The organism is Acidobacteriota bacterium (assembly GCA_034211275.1).
GTDB lineage: Bacteria > Acidobacteriota > Thermoanaerobaculia > Multivoradales > JAHZIX01 > JAGQSE01.
On sequence record JAXHTF010000117.1, the window covers coordinates 1 to 21,818 of the forward strand.

At 66.5% G+C, this 21,818-nt stretch carries 19 protein-coding genes; 12 read left to right on the plus strand and 7 right to left on the minus strand.

Annotated features, from left to right (window positions below):
• The 5 genes from SX243_16750 to SX243_16770 form a co-directional block, all read left to right on the plus strand.
• Nucleotides 1-936 (plus strand): BatD family protein (locus SX243_16750; GenBank protein MDY7094622.1); only part of this gene is annotated, 936 nt, incomplete at its 5' end.
• A gap of 14 nt (nt 937-950) precedes the next feature.
• Nucleotides 951-1,928, plus strand: a complete 978-nt coding sequence (locus SX243_16755) for a tetratricopeptide repeat protein (protein ID MDY7094623.1) — start codon at nt 951-953, stop codon at nt 1,926-1,928.
• Between the two features lie 371 nt (nt 1,929-2,299).
• Nucleotides 2,300-2,740, plus strand: a complete 441-nt coding sequence (locus tag SX243_16760; GenBank protein MDY7094624.1) for a DUF421 domain-containing protein — start codon at nt 2,300-2,302, stop codon at nt 2,738-2,740.
• A 61-nt stretch (nt 2,741-2,801) separates the two neighbouring features.
• The gene (locus SX243_16765; GenBank protein ID MDY7094625.1) at nt 2,802-3,077 is read left to right on the plus strand and encodes a DUF433 domain-containing protein; all 276 of its coding nucleotides are present in this window, start codon (nt 2,802-2,804) and stop codon (nt 3,075-3,077) included.
• Nucleotides 3,055-3,417, plus strand: a complete 363-nt coding sequence (locus SX243_16770; GenBank protein MDY7094626.1) for a DUF5615 family PIN-like protein — start codon at nt 3,055-3,057, stop codon at nt 3,415-3,417. The genes SX243_16765 and SX243_16770 overlap by 23 nt, the downstream gene beginning before the upstream one ends.
• A 69-nt stretch (nt 3,418-3,486) precedes the next feature.
• On the opposite strand, the gene SX243_16775 is transcribed toward SX243_16770, so the two are convergent.
• The 7 genes from SX243_16775 to SX243_16805 are packed head-to-tail and all read right to left on the minus strand — an operon-like array spanning nt 3,487 to nt 11,706.
• The gene (locus tag SX243_16775; protein MDY7094627.1) at nt 3,487-4,071 is read right to left on the minus strand and encodes a 3'-5' exonuclease; all 585 of its coding nucleotides are present in this window, start codon (nt 4,069-4,071) and stop codon (nt 3,487-3,489) included.
• 19 nt (nt 4,072-4,090) lie between these two features.
• Nucleotides 4,091-5,974 (minus strand): DUF294 nucleotidyltransferase-like domain-containing protein, encoded by a 1,884-nt coding sequence (locus SX243_16780; GenBank protein MDY7094628.1) that lies wholly within the window; start codon nt 5,972-5,974, stop codon nt 4,091-4,093.
• The gene (locus tag SX243_16785) at nt 5,971-6,738 is read right to left on the minus strand and encodes a hypothetical protein (protein MDY7094629.1); all 768 of its coding nucleotides are present in this window, start codon (nt 6,736-6,738) and stop codon (nt 5,971-5,973) included. The genes SX243_16780 and SX243_16785 overlap by 4 nt, the downstream gene beginning before the upstream one ends.
• Entirely contained in the window at nt 6,735-7,139 is a 405-nt protein-coding gene (locus SX243_16790) for a response regulator (GenBank protein ID MDY7094630.1), read from the minus strand. Before SX243_16790 ends, SX243_16785 begins: the two co-directional genes overlap by 4 nt.
• On the minus strand, nt 7,129-9,867 hold the full coding sequence (locus SX243_16795) for a sensor histidine kinase (GenBank protein ID MDY7094631.1): 2,739 nt from the start codon (nt 9,865-9,867) through the stop codon (nt 7,129-7,131). Before SX243_16795 ends, SX243_16790 begins: the two co-directional genes overlap by 11 nt.
• Entirely contained in the window at nt 9,864-10,070 is a 207-nt protein-coding gene (locus tag SX243_16800) for a hypothetical protein (protein MDY7094632.1), read from the minus strand. Before SX243_16800 ends, SX243_16795 begins: the two co-directional genes overlap by 4 nt.
• Before the next feature lie 22 nt (nt 10,071-10,092).
• The gene (locus SX243_16805; GenBank protein ID MDY7094633.1) at nt 10,093-11,706 is read right to left on the minus strand and encodes a sigma 54-interacting transcriptional regulator; all 1,614 of its coding nucleotides are present in this window, start codon (nt 11,704-11,706) and stop codon (nt 10,093-10,095) included.
• Nucleotides 11,707-11,932: 226 nt separating this feature from the next.
• Between SX243_16805 and SX243_16810 the strand changes: the two genes are divergently transcribed.
• The 7 genes from SX243_16810 to SX243_16840 form a co-directional block, all read left to right on the plus strand.
• A complete protein-coding gene (locus SX243_16810) occupies nt 11,933-13,015 on the plus strand; it encodes a porin (GenBank protein MDY7094634.1) in 1,083 nt (360 codons plus the stop codon).
• A gap of 60 nt (nt 13,016-13,075) precedes the next feature.
• On the plus strand, nt 13,076-13,333 hold the full coding sequence (locus SX243_16815) for a DUF4212 domain-containing protein (GenBank protein ID MDY7094635.1): 258 nt from the start codon (nt 13,076-13,078) through the stop codon (nt 13,331-13,333).
• A gap of 2 nt (nt 13,334-13,335) precedes the next feature.
• Complete coding sequence (locus SX243_16820; GenBank protein MDY7094636.1) at nt 13,336-15,015, plus strand: sodium:solute symporter family protein; 1,680 nt, start codon at nt 13,336-13,338, stop codon at nt 15,013-15,015.
• A gap of 213 nt (nt 15,016-15,228) precedes the next feature.
• The gene (gene acs / locus SX243_16825) at nt 15,229-17,214 is read left to right on the plus strand and encodes an acetate--CoA ligase (GenBank protein ID MDY7094637.1); all 1,986 of its coding nucleotides are present in this window, start codon (nt 15,229-15,231) and stop codon (nt 17,212-17,214) included.
• Between the two features lie 27 nt (nt 17,215-17,241).
• Nucleotides 17,242-19,170 carry a propionyl-CoA synthetase gene (locus tag SX243_16830; protein MDY7094638.1) on the plus strand — a complete coding sequence of 643 codons (1,929 nt, stop codon included), beginning with the start codon at nt 17,242-17,244 and terminating at the stop codon, nt 19,168-19,170.
• A 135-nt stretch (nt 19,171-19,305) separates the two neighbouring features.
• Entirely contained in the window at nt 19,306-20,637 is a 1,332-nt protein-coding gene (locus SX243_16835; protein ID MDY7094639.1) for an ATP-binding protein, read from the plus strand.
• 164 nt (nt 20,638-20,801) lie between these two features.
• A partial coding sequence (locus SX243_16840; GenBank protein ID MDY7094640.1) for a tetratricopeptide repeat protein occupies nt 20,802-21,818 on the plus strand: 1,017 nt, incomplete at its 3' end.

Sequence of the window (21,818 nt, forward strand, 5' to 3'; positions counted from 1 at the left end):
CCGACGCCGGCGAATTTCTCCGGCCTGGTGGGGAGCTTCGATCTCGATACTGCCATCAGCAAGACCGAGCTGGCGGTGGGGGAGTCGGCGACCCTGGAGGTGAAGATCTCCGGCGATGGCAATCCGCAGCTCATCGCCGAGCCGAAACTGGCGGAGCTCTCCAGCTTCAAGACCTACGCCGACAAACCTTCCAGCGCGGTGAACCGTTCCGGCAGCAAGCTGCGGGGCTCCAAGACCTTCAAAACCGCCCTGGTCCCGCTGGTCTCCGGCGAGCTGACGGTGCCGGGGATGGAGCTGGTGTACTTCGATCCCGAGTCCGGCTCCTACCGCACCGACCGCACCGACGACATCGTGCTGCAGGTGACGCCGTCGGAGGGAGAGGAGGAGCTACGGCTCACCGAGGCCTTGGCTCCCACCACCGGCAAGGTGGCGGTGCGCATTCTGGCGGACGACATTCTTCCCCTGCACCGGGGGCTGGATGCTCTGGACGTGCCCTGGACCCGCCGCGCCGCCTGGTGGTTGCCGGTGGGCCTGGCGCTGCCGCTGCTGGCCTATCTGACGATGGTGGTGCTCCGCCGCCGCCGCGAGGCCTACGAACGGGATTCCGGTCTCCGTCGCCGCCGGGGAGCGTTGCGATCGGCTCAGCGCTGCTTGAAGGAGGTTGGCGAGGCGAGCGACGCGGCTCCCCAGGCCTCCCGCTGCCTGCGGCGTTACATCGGCGACAAGCTGGGCGCCGAGGGCACCGCTCTGACCCCTGCCGAGTGCGGTGACCTGCTGCGCGCCGCCGAGGTGGACGACGAGACGGTGACGGAAACGACCCGCGTCTTGGAGCGGCTGGAGGCAGCCCAATATGGGGCCGGTGCGGTGGCACCGGGGCAGCTGCAGGCGGAGCTGGAGTCCCTATTGCAACGCCTCGAGAAGCAGATCAAGGGCTGAGGGAGTTGAGGACCATGATCCATTCACGATTCCTCCCGACCGTTTGGGGCATCGTCGCCGGGTTCTCGCTGTTGATGCTGCCGGCGCTCAGCGCCGGAGCTCAGCCGCAGCTCCAGGAGTCCGCCGAGGCCCCCGCTGGCGACGGGCTGCGTCTCGAGACACCGGATTCGGGTTCTTCCTCCGGCGAGCCGGCAGACGCCTCGATCGAGGAGGCGACCGACCGGCCGACCGAGGAGCCCTCCGACGAGACGGTCGAAGATGGAGTGGACGCTGCAGCCCCGGGGGCTCCCGCCACCGAAGACATCGATCCCGGTACAGTCTTCGTCCAGGCCAACACGGCCTACGAGGAAGGGGCCTATCCCCAGGCCATCCGCCTCTACCGGCAGTTGCTGGCGGCGGGGGTGGAGAATGGCCACCTGCACTACAACCTGGGCAACGCCTATCTGCGAAACGGCGAGCTCGGCCGGGCCATCGCCTCCTATCGGCGGGCGGAGGCCTTTCGGCCTCGGGATCAGGACGTGCAGGCGAATCTCTCCTTCGCCCGCAAGAGCACCAAGGACGCCCTCAGTCCACCGGATCCGTCGGAAGTCTTTTCCACCCTCTTCTTCTGGCACTACGGCCTCAGCCGGGCCGAGCTGGCGACGGTGGTGTTGTTGCTCAATCTGCTCTTCTGGGGCGGTCTAGCGCTGCGCCTGCGCTACCGCGGCTCGGAGATTCTGCGCTGGGCCAACGGCGGCCTGCTGATCCTGCTGCTGCTCACCGGCGGCTCGCTGCTGGCCCACATCGCGTTTCCCCAGCAGGTGGCCGTCATCGTCCCCCAAGAGGTCAGCGCCCACACCGGCCCCGACGCCGAGACGGTGGTCCGCTTCAAGCTCCACGCCGGTACCGAAGTGCGCATCGCCGACGCCCGGAAAGAGTGGCTGCGGGTGCAGCTCCCGGATGGCCAACAGGGCTGGGTGGCACGGGAACAGGCCGAGGTCGTGCGGTTCTGAGATCCTCGTAAGTAGCTGTCTCTGAACAAGTTGTAGGGATGTTCGTGGGCGGCCCAGAAGCAGACCAACAAGTGGGTCCCCCGTTTGGAGCCAAGCCAACAAGTGGGTGCCCCTCGTCGGGGCCGGGTACACTGACGGTGGATGAGCTCACCTGCTCTTCACTTTCCGCGGTCTCGAGAGCAGCGCGCAGTCAATGGACCCTCTGCTCTGCGACCGCCTCAATTTCTTGTTGACGGGAGCTTTCGATGATGGATTGGAGTTGGATCTCGACCACCGCCTCGTCTCTTCTCATGGTTCTGTTGTCCGCTGGAGGGATCTACCTGGTCTTGCTGCTTCTGACCCGACTGCAGGGATTGAGGAGCTTCTCGAAGATGTCGAGCTTCGATTTTGCCATTACGGTGGCCGTCGGCTCGCTGATCGCCGCCACCCTGCTGACTGAGAAGCCGCCGCTGATGCAAGGAGTCGCCGGGCTGGCGGCGCTGTACGGGATCCAATACCTCGTCTCTCGAGGCCGACGGCTGAGTCGGCGGGTGGAGCGGCTGGTGGACAATCGGCCGTTGTTGGTGATGGACGGGGCGCGCATTCTTCACGAATCGTTGGATACGGCGCGGCTGACCGAGGATGATCTGAAGGCCAAGCTGCGCGGGGCGGGAGTGACTCATCCCAACCAGGTGCTGGCGGTGGTGATGGAGACCACCGGTCAGCTGTCGGTGCTCAAGGTGCAGGACGAGGTGGATCCGTGGCTTCTCGAAGGAGTGCGGAGCTCGCAACGGCTCCAAGACCGCTGGCGCTCTGAAGCCGCTCTTCCGTAGGCAACCAACAAGTGGGTGCCTTCTTTGTGCGTGGTAATGTTGCAGGCTAGCGAGGGCAACCATGACCATTCCAGATCGAATCGAGATTCACCCCGACATCATGCTCGGCAAGCCAGTGATTCGAGGCACTCGAATCCCGGTGGGTTTGCTGGTGAGGAAGTTGGGGGAGGGAGCTACCGAAGCGGAGCTTCTCGACGCCTACCCGCGGTTGGAGCGAGAAGATATCCAGGCGGCGCTGCTCTATGCTGCCGCTATCGTGGCGAGTGAAGAGACGGTGTTTCTCGATCTAGACCTTAGCGGATCGGGCCAGCGTCGTGGTCAGACTACTGGCGGATGAGTCTGTCGATTTCGGGGTCGTCCGTGCGCTTCGTGATGATGGCTTCGATGTGCTGGCGGTCGTTGAGCTAGATCCCGGGATCGCTGACCGCGAGGTTGCCACACGAGCCTTTGAAGACGACCGCATTCTCCTGACAGAAGACAAAGACTTCGGCCACTTGGTCTATGCGACCGGGGCCTCGGCCCATGGTGTCCTCCTGGTGCGTTTCGCAGGAGGTTCGAGGGACGACATGATCGCCTCGGTTTTAGAGGTCGTCCGTCGCTACAGTGACCGCCTCGCTGACCAGTTTGTGGTCGTTCAGCCCGGAAAGATCCGGTTCTCGAAGTTCCGCGGCTCCTAGCAACCAACAAGAGCAACCAACAAGTGGGTCCCCCCCTCTTTGCCGCTGGCTACTGCCGGGCGAAGAGACTCACTCCAACCGCCCCCGCAACGCCAGGTACAGCTCGGCGGTGGCGAGGGCGTCGGTGAGGGCGTGGTGCTCGGGGTGAGGGGGGAGGCCGAGGGCTTGGCGGGCTTGGGCGAGCTGGGTGGGGAGAGGCTGGGCGTGGGGCTCGATGAGGTTGCGGCGGCGGTCGAGTTGGGAGAGGAGATGGGCGGTGTCGTAGACGGTGGGGTTGGGCCAGGGAGTGTGGTGGTGGCGGAAGGCTTGGCGCAGGAGAGTGAGATCGAGGCGCGCCCAGTGGAGCACCAGGGCGCAGCCTTCGAGCCGTTGGTGGAGGTCTTGGACCAGCTCGGCGAGGGAGATGGCGTCGGGGGCCTCGTCGGGGAGCAGGCCGTGGATTGCGATGGCGTCGCTGGTGCCGTCGCCGCGGGGCCGGATGCGGTGGTAGACGCGTTCACCCCAGTGGATGGCCCCGTGGCGAATGGGCACCATGCCGCAGGAGAGGATCTCGTCCTGCTTGGGGTCGAGGCCGGTGGTTTCGAGGTCCAGGGCCCAGTGGTCGAGCTCGCTCCAAGGACGCCTACGCAGCCAGCCGCGGAGAAATCCGAACATGGGTCCCCCCCTTCTTCCGTCAGCCCAGGGGCCCGGTGACCAGCCGCTGCTCGGTGGCTTCCTGCATGCGGCGGATGGCCAGGAAGGCTTCCTTGAGATGCCGCCGCTCGCCGGCGCTGAGATCGTCCAGCAGTACATGATTGGTGAGGGGGCGGCCGGCCCGGCGCTGGTCAAGCTGGGTGCGCAGGCGCAGGGAGAAGGCGAAGCGGAAGGCTTCGGTGAGCACTTCGGCGCCGTCATCGCTGACCACTTCCGCCCGCGCCGCCCGCTCCAGGCGGCGGAGGGTGGAGCCGCTACGGCGGCCGGCCTCTAGGGCGAAGAGGCGGGCGAGGCCGCTGACGGGCATCAGGGCACCGGATTTGAGGTCGACGCCGCCTTCCTCTTCGACGATGCGGTGGAGCAGACCCAGGGGCGGCCGCTTGCGCATGGAGGCCCGGGCCAGCTGGCCGATGAAGAGCTTGCGCTGGTGGGCCCCGCGGACGATGGCTTCCAGGGGCTCCAGGTCGAGGCCACCGGAGACGCTGCGCCAGTCGAAAAAGTTGGCCACCCGCATGAGGTTTTCCGGATCCGGTTCTTCGATCCAGCCGGTGAAGCGCCGCCGCCACTCGTCGAGGGGCAGGCACCAATGAGTGGCCATGAAGCCGCCGGCGCAGGGCGGGAAGCCCACCGTCAGCAGGCTGTCGACGCCGCGGCGGGCGAGGGCCTGGAAGTAGCGGTGGGCGGCCTCCGAGTCTTGCTCGAAGACCAGGGCATTGTCCTGGTCGGTGAGAAAGCTCTGCTCCTGGCGCCCCTCGGAGCCGAAGACGATCCACCCGTAGTCGCAGGGTGGAGGGCCGAGCTCTGCTGCCAGCTCGTCCTGGGCCAGCTCCAGCAGCCGCGCCGCCAGGGCGTCGTTGAGGGCGGCGACGACACGGCCGATATCCACCGCCGGGACGCGACTGCGGTAGAGGGTTTCCACCGTCGCCGCCACCCGCTCGCCATAGTCTTGGAGGTCCTCCGGCTGGCCGGCGCGCTGGATGCGGTCGAGGAGCGCGGTGGGGCTTTGCAATTGGCTGCGTAGCAGATCCGAGACGGTAACCACCCCGGCCAGTCGGCCTTCTTCTTCCAGCACCAAGTGGTGATGACCGGCCCGCAGCAGGTGGACGAGGGCCTCGGCGCCGGGGGTGGCGGCGTCGATCCAGGTCACCGGCGAGGTCATGACCTGGCGCACCGGGGTGTCGACGCCCAGGCCCTGGGCCAGCACCCGGCCGCGCAGATCACGGTCGGTGAGGATGCCCGCCGGGCGCTCCGATCCTTCTTCCAGCAGCAACACCGAGCTCACTCCCGCCCCATCCATGGTGCGGGCGGCGTCGCCGACGGTGACCCCTCCTGCGGCGGCCCCCTCGGCGTCGAGCCGCAGGGTCACCGGCGGCCGCTGCACCAGCTCCCCCACGGTGCGCCCCAGGTCGCTGGTGAGGGCGGTGGCCTGGGATTCGGTGAGCATGCGCAGGCGCTGGGCCAGGCGGTCGAGGAAAAAGCGGGCGAAGGCGGGCTCGGCGTCGGCGAGGGTTTGGACGGTTTGTCGTGGCAGCCGGTAGAGGAGGCAGTCGGTGGTGGCGATGACGTCCAGGCGGGGCAGCTCGTCGCCGGAGGTCAGGGAGGTGAGGCCGAAGAGCTCCCCGGTGCCGAGATCCGCCACCCGCTGGCCGTCGAGCTCGAGCTGCACTTGTCCTTTGCGCAGAATGTAGAGGAAAGCGTTGGCCTCACCGCGCTGGATCAGCGTGTCGCCATCCCGGGACCAGGTGATCTCCAGGGCGCCGGCGACGCGCTCGCGACCGGCGGCGGAGAGGCCGTCGAAGGGCGCATGGCGGGTGAGGAAGTCCAGTGGATCGAGGGCGGCGATGTCTGCCGGCGGGCCGTTCATGGCTGGTTGCTCTCCGGGTTGCTTTCCGGGATGTTCTGCGCGGCGCTCAGCGGGAGCAGCACCCGTACGTGGGCGCGGCGGCCTGCGTCACCGGCGCTACGGTCGAGGTCGAACCACGCTTCGCCGCCGTGCTCTCGGGCGACGGAGCGCAGGGCCGGAGCTTCGTGGCCGGTTTCCAGCGCAGCCCCCTGCCAGTCTTGGAGGCGGTCGGTGTCCAGGGGATCCGGGAGCCAGGACCAGTCCAGCAACCAGTGGTGGTCGATCTCGGTGGTTCCCAAGCGACAGCGAACCACCGCGAAGTCCTTGCGCAGGGCGGTGGCGAAGCCGTGGAAGGCGGCGGCGAGGAGCTCGCGGTGAATCTCCAGCTGGGCGCCTCCCGGGGCGGAGAAGGAGCCCTCGCTGCTCTGGATGCGCAGCTCCATTCCCGCCGGGGCGATGGCCTCTTGGATCAGCTGCAGCAGGTCGCCGGCGGAGGTCGGGCGATGGTCACCGTGGGCGGTGCCGGCGGCCAGATGCTCCAGGGCGTCCACCAGCTCTCCCAGCCGCGAGGACTCGTCCGCCACCACGCCGTGAAGCCGCCGGCGCTGCTCCGCCTCCATGCCCGGGAAACGCTCCAGGGCTTCCCCGGCGGCGCGCAGGGAGGCCAGGGAGCCGCGCATGCGCCGCGCTAGTTCTTCCAGCTGGGCTGGCTCTTCCAGGTAGGCTGGCTCTTCCAGCTGCCTGGAGGCTGCGGGCTGGGCCTTGTGCTTGGGGTCGTCGCTCATCCTCCGGAGGTCTCCACGGAAGCTTGGTCTGCGTTCCCCAGGCAGCGGCGAATATCCGCCATCAGGTCACGGGTGGAGAAGGGCTTGGTGACGTAGAGCTCGGCGCCCAGGTCCAGGCCCCGCAGCCGCTCGGCGCTACGGCCCCGAGCGGTGAGCAGGACAATCTTCGGGGCCGGCTCCCGGGCGCGCAGCTGACGGCAAACCTCGAAGCCGTCGAGGCCCGGCAGCATGACGTCCAGGAGCACCAGGTCCGGATGCAGCTCTGCAGCCCGCTCCAACGCTTCCGGGCCGTCCCGGGCCACCGCCACCTCGTAGCCTTCCTGGCCGAGGAGGAACTCGAGGGAGAGGACGATATTGGGCTCGTCGTCGACGATGAGGATCTTGTGCGGTTCATGGGGCATGGAGCTCTCCTTGGGGCGGTGGCTCGGCGAGGAGGGTGAAGATCAGTCGGGCACCGCCCCAGCGGCTGCTCTCGACCCAGATGCGGCCGCCGTGGCCTTCGACGATACCGCGGCAGATGGGTAGGCCGAGGCCGGTGCCGTGGGAGCGGCCTCCCTCTCGGCCGGGGACCTGACGGAATTTTTCGAACACGCTCTGGCGCTCCTCGGGATCGATGCCGGGACCGTCGTCGGCCACCGAGACCTGGATCTCTCCCTCCGCCGAGGACACCTCGATGACCAGGCGCCGGCGGCTGAATTTGAGCCCGTTGGACAGCAGGTTGAGGAGCACCTGCATCAGGCGGTCCCGGTCGACCCAGGGGTGCGGGGCCCGGGTGCCCAGGCGGGTCTCCACCGCCACCCCACGCTCCTCCGCCAGCTGGGTGACCGCGGTGACGGCGTCCCGCACCAGCTCATTGAGGTCCACCGGTGCGCGGGCGCCGGCGGGCTCGCCGGCCTCGATCTTGGCCAGATCGAGGATCTGATTGATCAGCCGGGTGAGGCGCTCGTTCTCCTTCAGCACGATGTCCAGGAAGCGCCGGCGCTCGGCGGGGTCGAGGTTCGGGTGGTCGTAGAGGATCTCGGTGAAGGAGCGGATGGAGGTCAGCGGCGTGCGCAGCTCGTGGGCCATGGTGGCGAGGAAGTCGTCTTTCACCCGGTCCAGCTCCCGCAGCTGCTCGTTGGCCGCCCGCAGCTCCGCCGTCGCCGCCTCCAGCTGCTGGGACTTCTCCTCCAGCTGCCGGCTAGTGGCGATGACCCGGGAGGTTTCGTCCAGCAGATGCACCACCTCGCGCACGCTCAGGCTCTGCTCCTGGGCCACCGAAGCGAGGGCGATGTGGGCCGAGGCGGCGCCGGTGGTGCCCGCCAGCAGGCGCTCGGCGAAGGCCGCCAGCTCGGCGTCGGCGAAGACGGTGGTTTCGGGGTCGAGGCCGCGGGACTCGAAATAGGCGTCGAGGGCTCGCTCGGTGCGCTGGACACCGAGGAAGCGTTCGAGCAGCGAGCGGATGGTGGCCACCGGCGTGTCCGCTCGCCACAGGGGCAGCTCCGGATGCATGCCGGCGGTGGCCGGAGTGCGCCGGAAGACGTCGACGAAACGGCGCGCCTGCCCCACCTCCAGCGGGCTTTGGCCGCCCAGGGAGGAGACCACCAGGTAGCAGCCGGTGTTGATCAACAGGCTCCAGAACATGGCGTGAGGGATGGGCTCGAGGCTGCCGAGGCCGAAGAGGGCGTAGGGACGCAGCCAGCCGATGCCGAAGGGGCCCTGCTCGACGAAGGCGGGGGAGATCCAGCCGCTGCTCGCCAGGGTTGGCAAGGGCAGGGTGTAACCCCACACCAGGACGCCGGATACTAGGGCTGCCAGGGCTCCTCGCCGGGTGCCGCCGCGCCAGTACAGGCCGCCGAGGATGGCCGGCGCCAGCTGGGCGATGGCGGCGAAGGAGATCAGCCCTACGGAGACCAGGGAGACTTCGGCGGAGGCGGAGATCAGGTACAGCTGCCCCAGAGCCAGGATCACCACGATGGCCACCCGGCGCACCCGCAGCAGCAGGGTGCCGACGTTGGGATCCCGGCGGTCCAGGGCCTTGCGCAGCACCAGCGGCAGCACCAGGTCGTTGGACACCATGGTGGACAGGGCCACGCTCTCCACGATCACCATGCCGGTGGCCGCCGACAGCCCGCCGACGAAGACCAGAAGCGCCAGCATTCCCTGCCCCTCCGCCAGCGGCAGGCTGAGCACGAAGGTGTCGGGCTCGACGTCGGTGCCACCGAACCGCAGCCGGCCGGCGAAGGCGATGGGCAGCACGAAGAGGTTGATGGCCAGCAGGTAGAGAGGGAAGAGCCAGGCGGCTCGGGGGATGTGGCGCTCGTCGACGTTCTCCACCACCGAGACTTGGAACTGCCGCGGCAGGAAGAGAATCGCCGTCATCGCCAGCGCTACCATCCACGACCAAGTCCCCCAAGAACCTTGGAAGGTCATCAGGGCCGCCAGGTCGGCGCGCTGGGCCGCCTGCTGGAAGATGTCGCCGAAGCCGTCGAAGAGGCCGTAGCAAACATAGAGCCCCACCGCCAGGAAGGCGACGAGCTTGACCACCGACTCGAAGGCGATGGCCAGTACCAGGCCTTCGTGGCGTTCCGTCAGGTCCAGGTGGCGGGTGCCGAAGAGGATGGCGAAGACCGCCAGCACGACGGCGGCGGCGAGGGATGTTTGGGCAAAGGTGCGGCCATGGTCGATGGCCCCTTCGCTGCCGTGCACCAGCAGCAGGTAGGAAGTGGCCACCGCTTTCAGCTGCAGCGCGATGTAGGGGCCGATGCCGAGGACGGCGATGACCGTCACCACCGCTCCTAGGGCACGGCTCTTGCCGTAGCGGGAGGCGACGAAATCGGCGATGGAGGTGATGCGCTCTACCTTGCTGATGCGCACGATCTTGCGCAACACCACCAGCGACAGGGCGGCGGCGAGGGTCGGGCCAAGGTAGATGGGAAGGAAGCCGACGCCGGCGGTGGCGGCGCGGCCGACGCTGCCGTAGAAGGTCCAGGCGGTGCAGTAGACCGCCATGGAGAGGGCGTAGACCCAGGGATTGGCCACCAGGCTCCGCCCTTGCTCCGCCCGCCGGTCGCCGAACCAGGCGACGGCGAAGAGCAGCCCCAGGTAGCCCAGGGCGACGGCGACGATGGTCCAGCTGGCGAGGGTCACCGGCGGCCCCCTCGCCCTTCCGCCAGCCAGGCGATGAAGCCGATGATCAAGCCCCAGGCGACAAAGAGGTAGACGTAGAGAAGGGGAATACCGCCGACGGTGCGGTGCTGGGAGAAGAGCTCCAGAATGGGGTAGCCGAAGAGCAGGCAGCCGGCGAGGAAGAGGGCGAGGGAGCGCGGTCCGATGAGGCGTTCGGGCTCCATGGTCTTGCTTCGCCGGAGCGCCTCAGTCGAGCAGGCCGTGCTTGCGCAGGCGGCGGTAGAGGGTGCTGCGGGCGATGCCCAGCTCCCGGGCGGCGCGGCTCAGGTTGCCGCCGGCGGTGTCCACGGCGCGTACCAGGCGGTCCGCTTCACGTTGCGCCAGAGTCTTGACGGGGGCTTGTTGCGGCGGGGTGGGGCTACGGGAAGATGCCGGCGCGGGAGAGCCGGGGGCCGCGGTAGAGGGCGAGGAGGGGGTCGGAGTGTCGAGAGGCTCGGGACTGGCCGGGAGAGTCCTCGCTGGGGGAGGGCTCGGCTCGTCGTTCGAGGTGATCAGAGTCTCCAGCCGGGCCGGCAGGTGCTCCAGGCCGATCTCGCCGCCGTCGCACAGGATCAGGGCGTGCTGCAGCGCCGTCTTCAACTGCCGCACATTGCCCGGCCACGGATGCTCCACCATCCACTCCAGGGCTTCCGGCGACAGCCGAGGTGGTCCGCTGCGATGGCCCGTGTTGCCTACCAGGTCCGGCCGATCCGCCAGCTGATCCAGCAGGTGCAGCACCAGCTCCGCCACGTCCACCCGCTGGCGCACCGGCGGCAAGCTCAGGCAGGCGCCGTTGATGCGGTAGAAGAGGTCCTGGCGGAAGCCGCCGTCCGCCACCAGCCGTGGCAGATCACGGCAGGTGGCGCAGATCAGCCGCACGTCCGCCTGCCGGGGCCGGTTCTCGCCCACCCGGTAATACGTTCCATCCTCTAGCACCCGTAGCAGCAGCGCCTGCAGAGGGCCGGGCATCTCCGCCACCTCGTCGAGGAAGAGGGTGCCGCCGCGGGCGGCGCCGATCTTGCCGTCGTGACCCTCGCGGCTGGCGCCGGTGAAGGCCCCGGGGGCATAGCCGAAGAGCTCGCTCTCCAGCAGGTGCGGCGAGAGGGCGCCGCAGTTGATGGCGACGAAGGGTTGGTCGTTGCGCGGGCTGCTCTCGTGCAGGGCCCGGGCCAGGAGCTCCTTGCCGGTGCCGGTTTCCGCCAGCAGCAGCACCGGCAACAAAGTCTGGGCGAAGCGGGCGGCGGCGCTCTTGGCCGCCAGCAGCGCCGGATCGTTGCCGAAGATGGCGTCGAAGCCTCTGGCCCCGGCGCCGCCGCGGGAGCCTTCGGCGGCGCGCCGGGCCGGCGTCTCCAGGAAGGCGACGATGGCCCGGGCTTGTCCCTGGCCCAGTGACCTCTGGCTCAGTGAGCTCTGGTTGGGGGGCTTCTGGCTCAGTGGGCTCTGGCTGGGGGGGACGGGCTCTACCCGCACCCGGGTTCCCCGCCGCCGGCCGTCGGCGTTGGGGGGGAGCTCTACCACCAGATCCGTTTCGCCGGTGCGGGAGATGACCAGCAACTCGCGCCAGCCGACTCCCAGGAGCTCCCGCACCGGTGTTCCGGCGCCGTTCCCGGTCCCTTCTCGACCGGTTTCTCGGCTGCTGTTGAGGCGCAGCAGATCCCGGGCCGCCGAGTTGGCCTGCCGCAGCCGGCCGCCGCGTTCGATCAACAAGGCCGGCGCCGGGCAGGCGCTCACCAAGCGCGCCGCCAGCTCCAGGGCCACCGTTTCCAATCCTTCCTCTCCGGCCGCCGTCGGCGAAGGAAGCCGGGTCTTGGTCCGAGTCATGAAGGCGATTGTAGCGATTCGGAGCGATTCGATCCAGTTTTTCGTTGGGTCTTGTGCATATGAATCATTTTGCTCCTCTATTCAGAGGGCCGGGTGCGTCGTTTCGAGTCGCTACGAATCAAATCGAGACGATTTTTGCTGGCACAGGATGTGCTCTAGAAGCCTGCAACATCTCTTTTTTGTGGGCTCGGCCCACGCAGACGTTTACCGGGAAAGGAGCTTCCGGATGCACTGTCGTTTTGCGCCCCGAGGAATTCTCGCGTTCCTCGCACTCTGTGCCCTTCTCGCCGCCCCTGACACCTTCGGTCAGTGGCAAATCACCTCGGAGGACGGTGATTCCTCGATCAAGTTCGGCTTTCTTGCGGTGATGCGGGCGGACTCGGAGGAGCTGACCAACGGCGACGACCTGGAGAACCTCTACTTCCGCCGGCTGCGCATCATGTTCGGCGGCAAGCTGGCGCCTAAGTGGTCGTATTTCTTCGAGACCGACAGCCCCAACCTGGGCAAGTCCGACGCCGACGGCAACAAGAACTCCGGCGACGTCTACATCCAGGACTTCTTCGTCACCTACACCCACAATGACGCCTTCAAGCTCGACCTCGGGCTGATCCTCATTCCTCTCTCCCGCAACTCCACCCAGTCGGCGGTGACCCATCTGGCCTCGGATTACGGGCCCTACTCCTTCCTCAACTCCGCTCCCACCAAGTCCCGGGTCGGTCGCGACTACGGCATCCAGGCCCGGGGCAGCCTGGCGGAAAACAAGGTGGAGTACCGCTTCGGCGTCTACGACGGCGATCGCGGCGCCGCCGACGATCTGCGCTTCTCCGGCCGTCTGATGTACCACGTCTTCGACACCGAAACGGGGATGTTCTACACCGGCAACAACCTGGGCGGGAAGCGCCAGCTCTCCTTCGGCGTCGGCTTCGACACCCAGGACGACTACACCGCCATCGGCTACGATCTTTTCTACGACCAGCCCATCGGCGACGACGGCTCCGCCTTCACCTTCCAGGCGGACGTCATTCAATACGACGGCGGGGACACCTTCTCCTCGCTGCCGGAGCAGGACACCCTGCTCTTGGAGCTCGGCTATTACCTGGGGAGTAGCCGCTGGCAGCCCTGGATCCAATACGCCGAGCGGGATTTCGACGACGCCTTCCGGGCCGACACGGATTCCACCTTCGTCGGTGTCAACTACCGGCTCAAGAAGCACAACCGGGTGGTGCGGCTGGCCTACGGTCAGCTCGGTACCGACGGCCAGGACGACCGCAACGTGCTGCAGCTGACCCTGCAGATGTTCCACTTCTAGAGAATCGCGCCTTCTTTCGACCGCCTCGATCGCCAACCGTTCTTGTTTTCAGGAGAAGCCATGTCCGACCCAAAGAAATCTCGGGAGGCCTACTGGAGGAAGAATCGAGCCCTCATCGCCACGCTGCTGGTGATCTGGGCGACGGTTTCCTTCGGCCTCGCCATTCTCTTTCCCATGAAATTCCACATCGGCCAGCTGCCGGCGGGCTTCTGGTGGGCCCAGCAGGGCTCGATGTTCGTCTTCGTCATCCTGATCTTCGTCTACGCCTGGCGCATGGACAAGATCGATCGTGAATTCGACGTCCACGAGGAGGATTGAAGATGGACTTCACCACCACCGAATTGTGGACTTTCGCCTTCGTCATCATTTCCTTCGGCGCCTACCTCTACATCGGGTACTCGAATCGGGTGCGCGATACCAAGGGCTTCTACGTCGCCGGCCAGGGCGTGCCGCCGGTGTTCAACGGCATGGCCACCGCCGCCGACTGGATGTCCGCCGCATCCTTCATCTCCATGGCGGGCCTGATCTCCTTCATGGGCTACGACGGCGCCGTCTACCTCATGGGTTGGACCGGCGGCTACGTGCTTCTGGCGCTCTTGCTGGCGCCTTATCTGCGCAAGTTCGGCCAGTACACGGTGCCGGACTTCGTCGGTGACCGCTATTACTCTCAGGTCGCCCGCGTGGTGGCGGCCATCTGCGCCGTCTTCGTCTCTCTGACCTACGTCACCGGCCAGATGCGCGGCGTCGGCGTGGTCTTCTCGCGCTTTCTCGGCGTGTCCATCACCTGGGGCGTGATCATCGGCATGGCCATCGTCGCCTTCTTCGCGGTGGTGGGGGGCATGAAGGGCATCACCTGGACCCAGGTGGCCCAGTACTCGGTGCTCATCATCGCCTTCCTGATCCCCGCGGTGGCCATCTCCTCCAAGCTCACCGGCAACCCCATTCCCCAGCTTTCCTTCACCTTCTCGGACATCACCGCCAAGCTCAACCAGATCCAGGTCGATCTGGGCTTCAACGAGTACACGGCGCCGTTCCAATCGAAGAGTCAGCTGGACGTCTTCTGTATCGCCATGGCCTTGATGGTCGGTACCGCCGGTCTGCCCCACGTCATCGTGCGCTTCTACACCGTGCCCAACGTACGCGCGGCGCGCTGGTCCGCGGGTTGGGCGCTGCTCTTCATCGCCATCCTCTACACCACGGCTCCGGCGCTGGCGGCTTTCGCCCGCTACAACCTGGTGGACACCCTGCACAACACCCCTGTGGCCGAGGCCCGTTCCCTCGAATGGGTGAGTAGTTGGGAGGAAACCGGGCTCTTGACCCTGACGGACAAGAACGGGGACGGGATACTCACCCTCTCCCCGGACGCCAACGTCAACGAGATCGTCATCGACCGCGACATCATCGTGCTGTCGACGCCGGAGGTGGCGGATCTCGCTCCGTGGGTCATCGCGTTGGTGGCCGCCGGCGGTTTGGCGGCGGCGCTGTCGACGGCGGCGGGATTGCTGCTGGTGATCTCCAGCTCCTTCTCCCACGACGTCTACGCCAAGCTGATCAACCCCGGTGCTTCGGAGCGCAAGAAGCTGCTGGTGGGCCGCATCACCATCTTCTTCGCGGTGTGCGTCGCCGGCTACTTCGGGATCAATCCACCGGGCTTTGTCGCCGAGGTGGTGGCCTTCGCCTTCGGGTTGGCCGCCGCCAGCTTCTTCCCGGTGATCCTCTTGGGGATCTTCTCCAAGCGGACCAACCGCCAGGGCGCCATCGCCGGCATGGTGGTGGGCATCTCCTTCACCGCCTTCTACATCATCGGCAACCGCTTCTTCGGCATGGAACCGTTCGTCTTCGGCATCAGCGCCCAAGGCATCGGCGCCGTTGGCATGGTGCTCAACCTGGTGACCACCCTGGTGGTTTCGAGGCTGACTCCGCCGCCGCCGGAGGAGATCCAGGAGATGGTGGAGAGCGTGCGGGTGCCGCGAGGCGCCGGTGCGGCTCAGACCCACTGATGGCCTGGACCTGATGGCCTGGACCTGAAGCATCCGGTCACCGGGCTCGGTATGCCCTGTCGGACAGCCGAGTCGGACAGCCGAGCCGACGCCTCCGTCGCGCCATTGGGTACTTGGCGCGGCGGGGGCGTCTCCCGGTCCGGATTCGCCCTCAGCGAGTACACTAGGTGTCGCGATAACGATTGAGCGTCACGAACCAGATTCCGCATCACGATCAAGACTCGAGCGAAGACTGCACCGACAACCCGAACCACGGAGAATCCGATGATCCCGGTCAAGGACGAGATTGCGAAGCACGCGAAGATTTCCTCCCTCGATGAATACCGCCAGCTCTACCAGCGCTCCATCGACGACCCGGAGGGCTTCTGGTCCGAGCAGGCCCAGCGGGTGACCTGGTTCCACCCGCCGGACGGTGCCGGCTACTGGGATTACGAGACGGTGGATTTCTCCTGGTATGAAGGCGGCAAGCTCAACGCCTGCTTCAATTGCGTCGACCGCCATCTGGAAACCCAGCCGGACAAGACCGCGATCATTTGGGCCAAGGACGAGCCCGGGGACTACGAGCACATCACTTACCGCCAGCTGCAGCGGCGGGTGTCGCGGGTGGCCAACGTGCTCAAGGCTCACGGCGTGGGCCGTGGGGATCGGGTGTGCATCTACCTGCCGATGATTCCCGATCTGGCCTACACCATGCTCGCCTGCGCCCGCATCGGAGCGGTGCACTCCATCGTCTTCGCCGGGTTCTCCGCCGAGTCGCTGCGGGACCGCATCCTCGACGCCGACTGCCGCATGGTGGTCACCGCCAACGAAGGCCTGCGGGGCGGCAAGACCATTCCGCTGAAGAGGACCGTGGACGACGCGGTGCGCGGTCTCGACCTGGTGGATACGGTGCTGGTGGCCCGCCGCACCGACACCGAGGTGGAGATGACCGAGGGCCGGGACCATTGGCTGGACGAGGAGATCGGCAAGCAGCGGGCCACCTGCCCCACGGAGTGGATGGACGCCGAGGATCCCCTCTTCGTGCTCTACACCTCCGGCTCCACCGGCAAGCCCAAGGGGGTGATGCACACCACCGGCGGCTATCTGGTCTACACCTCCCTCACCCACGAGTACGTTTTCGACCTCAAACCCGACTCGGTCTACGCCTGCGTCGCCGACATCGGCTGGATCACCGGCCACAGCTACATCATCTACGGCCCGCTGACCAACGGTGCTACCACGGTGATGTTCGAGTCCACGCCTCTCTATCCCGACGCCGGCCGTTACTGGCAGCTGGTGGACGACCTTGGGGTGGACATCTTCTACACCGCTCCCACCGCCATTCGCGCCATCGCTCGGGAGGGAGACGAGTGGGTGAAGAAGCACAGCCGCAAGAGCTTGCGGGTGCTGGGTACCGTCGGCGAGCCGATCAATCCGGAGGTTTGGGAGTGGTACCACGACGTAGTGGGGGACGGCCGCTGCCCCATCGTCGACACCTGGTGGCAGACGGAGACCGGCGGCATCTTGATCACCCCGCTGCCCGGCGCCACCCCCGCCAAGCCCGGCTCCGCCACCTTGCCGTTCTTCGGCATCGAGCCCCAGCTGGTGGACGAGGAGGGCACGGTCATCGAGGGCAACGACGTGCGCGGCAACCTCTGCCTTACCCGCTCCTGGCCCGGCCAGGCGCGCACCATCTGGGGCGATCACCAGCGCTTCAAGCAGGTCTACTTCAGCACCTTCCCGGGCAAGTACTTCACCGGCGACGGCTGCCGCCGGGACGAGGACGGTTATTACTGGATCACCGGCCGCGTCGACGACGTGCTCAACGTCTCCGGTCACCGCATGGGCACCGCCGAGGTGGAGAGCGCCCTGGTGGCTCACGACGCCGTCGCCGAGGCGGCGGTGGTGGGCTTCCCCCACGAGATCAAGGGCCAGGGCATCTTCGCCTACGTGATCATCACGCCGGAATACGAGGGCACTCATCCCGAGGAGCTGGTAGGTACCCTCAAAGAGCAGGTGCGCCACGTCATCGGTCCCATCGCCAAGCCGGACCGCATCCAGATCACCCCGGGCCTGCCCAAGACCCGCTCCGGCAAGATCATGCGCCGCATTCTGCGCAAGATCGCCGAGGGCGAGTACGAGGCCCTCGGTGACATCACCACCCTCGCCGACCCGTCGGTGGTGGAGTCGTTGATCGAAGCCCACAAGGCGGGGTCCTGAGGCCCGGCCCCGAAACCGCCTGTGAGGATGGAGGATGGACGATTGACCACCAACGCGTATCACCGAGCCCACACCGAATCGCTGGAAGATCCGGAGGCCTTCTGGGGCCGCGCCGCCGAGGACCTGGTCTGGACCCGCCGGTGGGATCGGGTGCTAGACGACAGCAAGGCTCCCTTCTACCGCTGGTTCGTCGGCGGTGAGTTCAACACCTGCTACAACGCCGTCGACCGTCACGTGGAAGCGGGCCGAGGGGAGCAGGCGGCGATCCTCTACGAGAGTCCCATTACCGGTACTCGCCGCTCCATCAGCTTCGCCGAGCTGCAGGATCTGACCGCGCGCTTCGCCGGTGTCTTGGCGGCTCAGGGAGTGGAGAAGGGGGATCGGGTGATCCTCTACATGCCGATGGTTCCCGAGAGCCTGGTGGCGATGCTCGCCTGCGCGCGTCTCGGCGCCGTGCACTCGGTGGTCTTCGGCGGCTTCGCGCCCCACGAGCTGGCGACCCGCATCGACGACGCCCGGCCGAGGGTTGTGGTGGCCGCCTCCTGCGGCATCGAGCCCACGCGGGTGGTGGAGTACAAGCACCTGCTGGACGACGCCATCGAGCAATCCGAGCATCCGCCGGAAAAGGTGATCCTGCTCCAGCGCCCTCAGGCGGAGGCCGAGCTGGTCCCCGGCCGGGATCTCGACTGGAACGACGCCATGGCCTCCGCCGAGCCACGGGATTGCGTGCCGGTGGCCGCCACCGACCCGCTCTACATCCTCTACACCTCCGGCACCACGGGACAGCCCAAGGGCGTCGTACGGGACAACGGCGGCCACGCGGTGGCGCTCAAATACTCCATGTCGGCGGTCTACGGCATGCAGCCCGGGGAGGTTTATTGGGCCGCCTCCGACGTCGGTTGGGTGGTGGGGCATTCCTACATTTGCTACGGCCCCTTGCTCCACGGCTGCACCACCGTGGTCTTCGAGGGCAAGCCCGTGGGCACCCCCGACGCCGGCACCTTCTGGCGGGTGATCGAAGACAACCAGGTCTCCACCCTCTTCACCGCCCCCACCGCCTTCCGCGCCATCCGCCGCGAGGATCCCGAGGGCCGCTTCATCGAGCAAGCGGACCTCTCGTCCTTTCGGGCGTTGTTTCTCGCCGGAGAGCGCTGCGATCCGCGGACCCTGCATTGGGCGGAGAGGCATCTGGGGGTACCGGTCATCGACCATTGGTGGCAGACCGAGACCGGCTGGTCCATCACCGCCAACTGCCTCGGGCTGCACCAATTTCCGGTCAAGCGCGGCTCCACCACCAAGCCGGCGCCGGGGTGGGATGTGCGCATCCTCGACGACCACCGCCGGCCGGTGGAGCCGGGGAAGATCGGTGCCATCGTGTGCAAGCTGCCGCTGCCGCCGGGCACTCTGCCGACCCTGTGGAACGCCGACGAGCGTTTCCGCGAGTCCTACCTCTCCGAATACCCGGGCTTTTACAAGACCGGCGACGCCGGCTTCATCGACGAGGACGGCTACGTCTTCGTCATGACCCGCACCGACGACATCATCAACGTCGCCGGTCACCGCCTGTCCACCGGCGCCATGGAAGAAGTCCTGGCCCATCACCCCGCCGTCGCCGAATGCGCGGTGATCGGCGTTGCCGACGATCTCAAAGGCCAGGTGCCTCTGGGCTTCGTCTGCCTCAAGGCCGGCGTCACCACGCCGCCGGAACAGATCGCCGCCGAGTGCGTCCAGCTGGTGCGCGACCAGATCGGCCCCGTCGCCGCCTTCAAGAAGGCGGTGGTGGTAGCCCGTCTCCCCAAGACCCGCTCCGGCAAGATTCTCCGCGGCACCATGCAGAAGATCGCCGACAACGAACCCTACAAACCCCCCGCCACCATCGACGACCCCAGCATCCTGCCGGAGATCGAGACGGCGCTGGAGAGTGTGGGGCTGGCGGGGCAGCGGGAGGTGGAGTGAGGGGACGGATCCTCCTTATTTTGCGAGCTGCTGCGAGATTCCGATCAGGGGATTTCTGAGCACGATCATCCACTCTGTCTACATCGAAGACGAGTGAGCGCAATCAGGGAGCCTGGCAGCGTGTAAGATCTGCCTATGAGCGACGAGACACCTGCCGCTGGAAATCCTCCCAAGGACATCTGGGAGGTCAATCAGCGTTTACAGTTCGACGAGCCCTTGGCACCCGGGGATGATCGTTGGGTCGATACCGCGGATGCCCGTGGAGAGTTCAGCTTTTCTCCCCTCTACCGGAGCTTGGGAGTCGATCCCCGAACTTGGGAGCTGAAAGGGCCACCGCGCAAGTCATACATCCTCTTTTGCGGTCATCGGGGCTGTGGCAAGAGCACCGAGCTGCGGCGCGTTCACTGGCGCCTGAACCGCAAGGAGAAGTTTCTCGCCGTGCTCCTCGATGCGGCGAAGGCTCTCGATCCCAACAACTTGCAGTACCAGGATGTCCTGCTGGCTTTGGCCGAAGCCTTGTTGGCCCGCTTGGCAGAGCATCAAATCGATCTCGATCCGGTTCATCTGACTCTGCTCCGGCAGTGGTTCGACGAGCGGATCGAGAAGCACGAAGCGACCCGCCAGTTTGCTGCCGAGGTCAAGAGCGGTGCCAAGGCGGAAGGCGGGATTCCTTTTCTGAGCAAGATCTTCGCCGAGCTGACGGCGGCTTTCCGTGTCAATTCAACCTACAAGGAAGAGCTCCGCCGAGTGGTACGCAATCACTTCACGGAGTTTGCGCGGGCCTTCAATCAACTGATCTTGGCAGCGGAAGACGCCTGCTCGGAGCACGGATTGGGCAAACGGGTTCTATTCCTGGTGGACGGCACTGACCGGCTCCGCGGAGACGACGCCGACTCCTTCTTCGTGCGTGACGTCTATCAGCTCCAGCTGGTGGAAGCGCTTTTCGTTTACAGTGCACCGATTCATCTTCTTCATGGCGGTGGAGCGATCCACCAGAGCTTCACCGTCACCTTCAAGCTACCCATGATCAAGCTGCAGGAGAAGGATGGAGCTTCCAATCCGGTGGCCCTCCGGGCGATGGAGGAGATTCTGTTTCGTCGGGCACCTCGGGAGCTCTTTGACGACCCCAGCACCGCAGACTACCTGATCGAGCATAGCGGCGGCCATCCGCGGGATCTGCTCCGTTTGCTGCAATATAGCTTCGAGCATGCCCGGGAGGATCTCTTCGATCGCCCGGCTGCCGAGCGGGCGGTCAAGGCTCTGGCCACGGACTATCGCCAATTCCTTGATGCCGAGGACTACGCACTGCTTCGGCAGATTGATGAGCAGCCTCAGGTGGAGCGCAACTCGGAACAGGCCCGCCGTCTGCTCTACAACCTCGCGCTCCTCGAATACAACGCCTATTGGTGGCGGAGCCATCCGGTAGTCCGGACGCTAGATGCCTACCGGGAGGCAGGGCGGAGTTAGAGTCAGCCATGGCGGACCAGACCCCATCGGCCCCTTCGGACTCCCAGATAGCTTCATCCGAAGCAGTCTCTGAAGCTTCCCGCGGTTGGAATCTGCGGTCTGAGCACTCGGGTATCCTGCTGCGCCTCGAGCGTTTGTTGCAGGGTCGGCAGAGTTTCACTTTGGTGATCCTTCAATTCAGCGACGGCAGCTACCGCGACCGCGTGGCCGAGTATCTGCAAGAGCAGCTCTGCGGCGGCAGCATCGTCGATGCAGAGTCCGCAGAGGGCGACTTCAGCCGGCTGGAGGACCTCCTGGCCGCCGCCGCTGCAAAGGGACCGGTGCAGGTGGTGGGTTTGGAGGATTGGCCCGGTGGCGCAGCCAGCTTGTGGCAAGCCTTCAACTACCATCGAGAACAGCTGGCAGATCGCTGCCCGGTCCCGCTGCTTCTGTGGGTGCTCCGGAGCCGCGTTCGGGATCTGGCTCTGGAGGCACCGGATTTTTGGGCTTGGCGGAGCGGTGTCTTCGATCTTGCGCTCGCGAGCTTCCCCGTCGAGACTGATCTCTATGAGCGGCGAGTGGATCGCGGGAGAGCCCCCGCGGGGGACCGACGGCTGCGCATCGAGGAGATCGACTCTTATCTAGAGGGGCTCGACCGCCGCGACCGCCCATCCGATCTGGAGCTCCTGGTGGAGCGCGGCGAACTACTCCGGGACTTGGGGGATTTCACTGCGGCCCGGGAGAGCTTTGAAACTGCGGTGAAGGGTTTCCGAGAAGGAGAAGATCGCCGAGGAGAAGCCCTTGCCTACCGGCAGCTTGCAGAAGTTCTTGCCGTTCAGGGAGACCCAGACGAAGCTCTACGGTTGCTCCGAGAGGAATCGCTTCCGGTGTACGAGCGTTTGGGGGACGTGCGGTCCCGGGCGATCACGATGGGCCAGATCGCGGACATCCTGTTTCGTCGCGGGGATCTGGAGGAGGCGTTGCGGATCCGTCGGGAGGAAGAGCTTCCGGTGTACGAGCGTTTGGGGGACGTGCGGTCCCGGGCGATCACGATGGGCAAGATCGCGGACATCCTGGGGGCTCGCGGGGATCTGGAGGAGGCGTTGCGGATCCGTCGGGAGGAAGAGCTTCCGGTGTACGAGCGTTTGGGGGACGTGCGGTCCCGGGCGATCACGATGGGCAAGATCGCGGACATCCTGGGG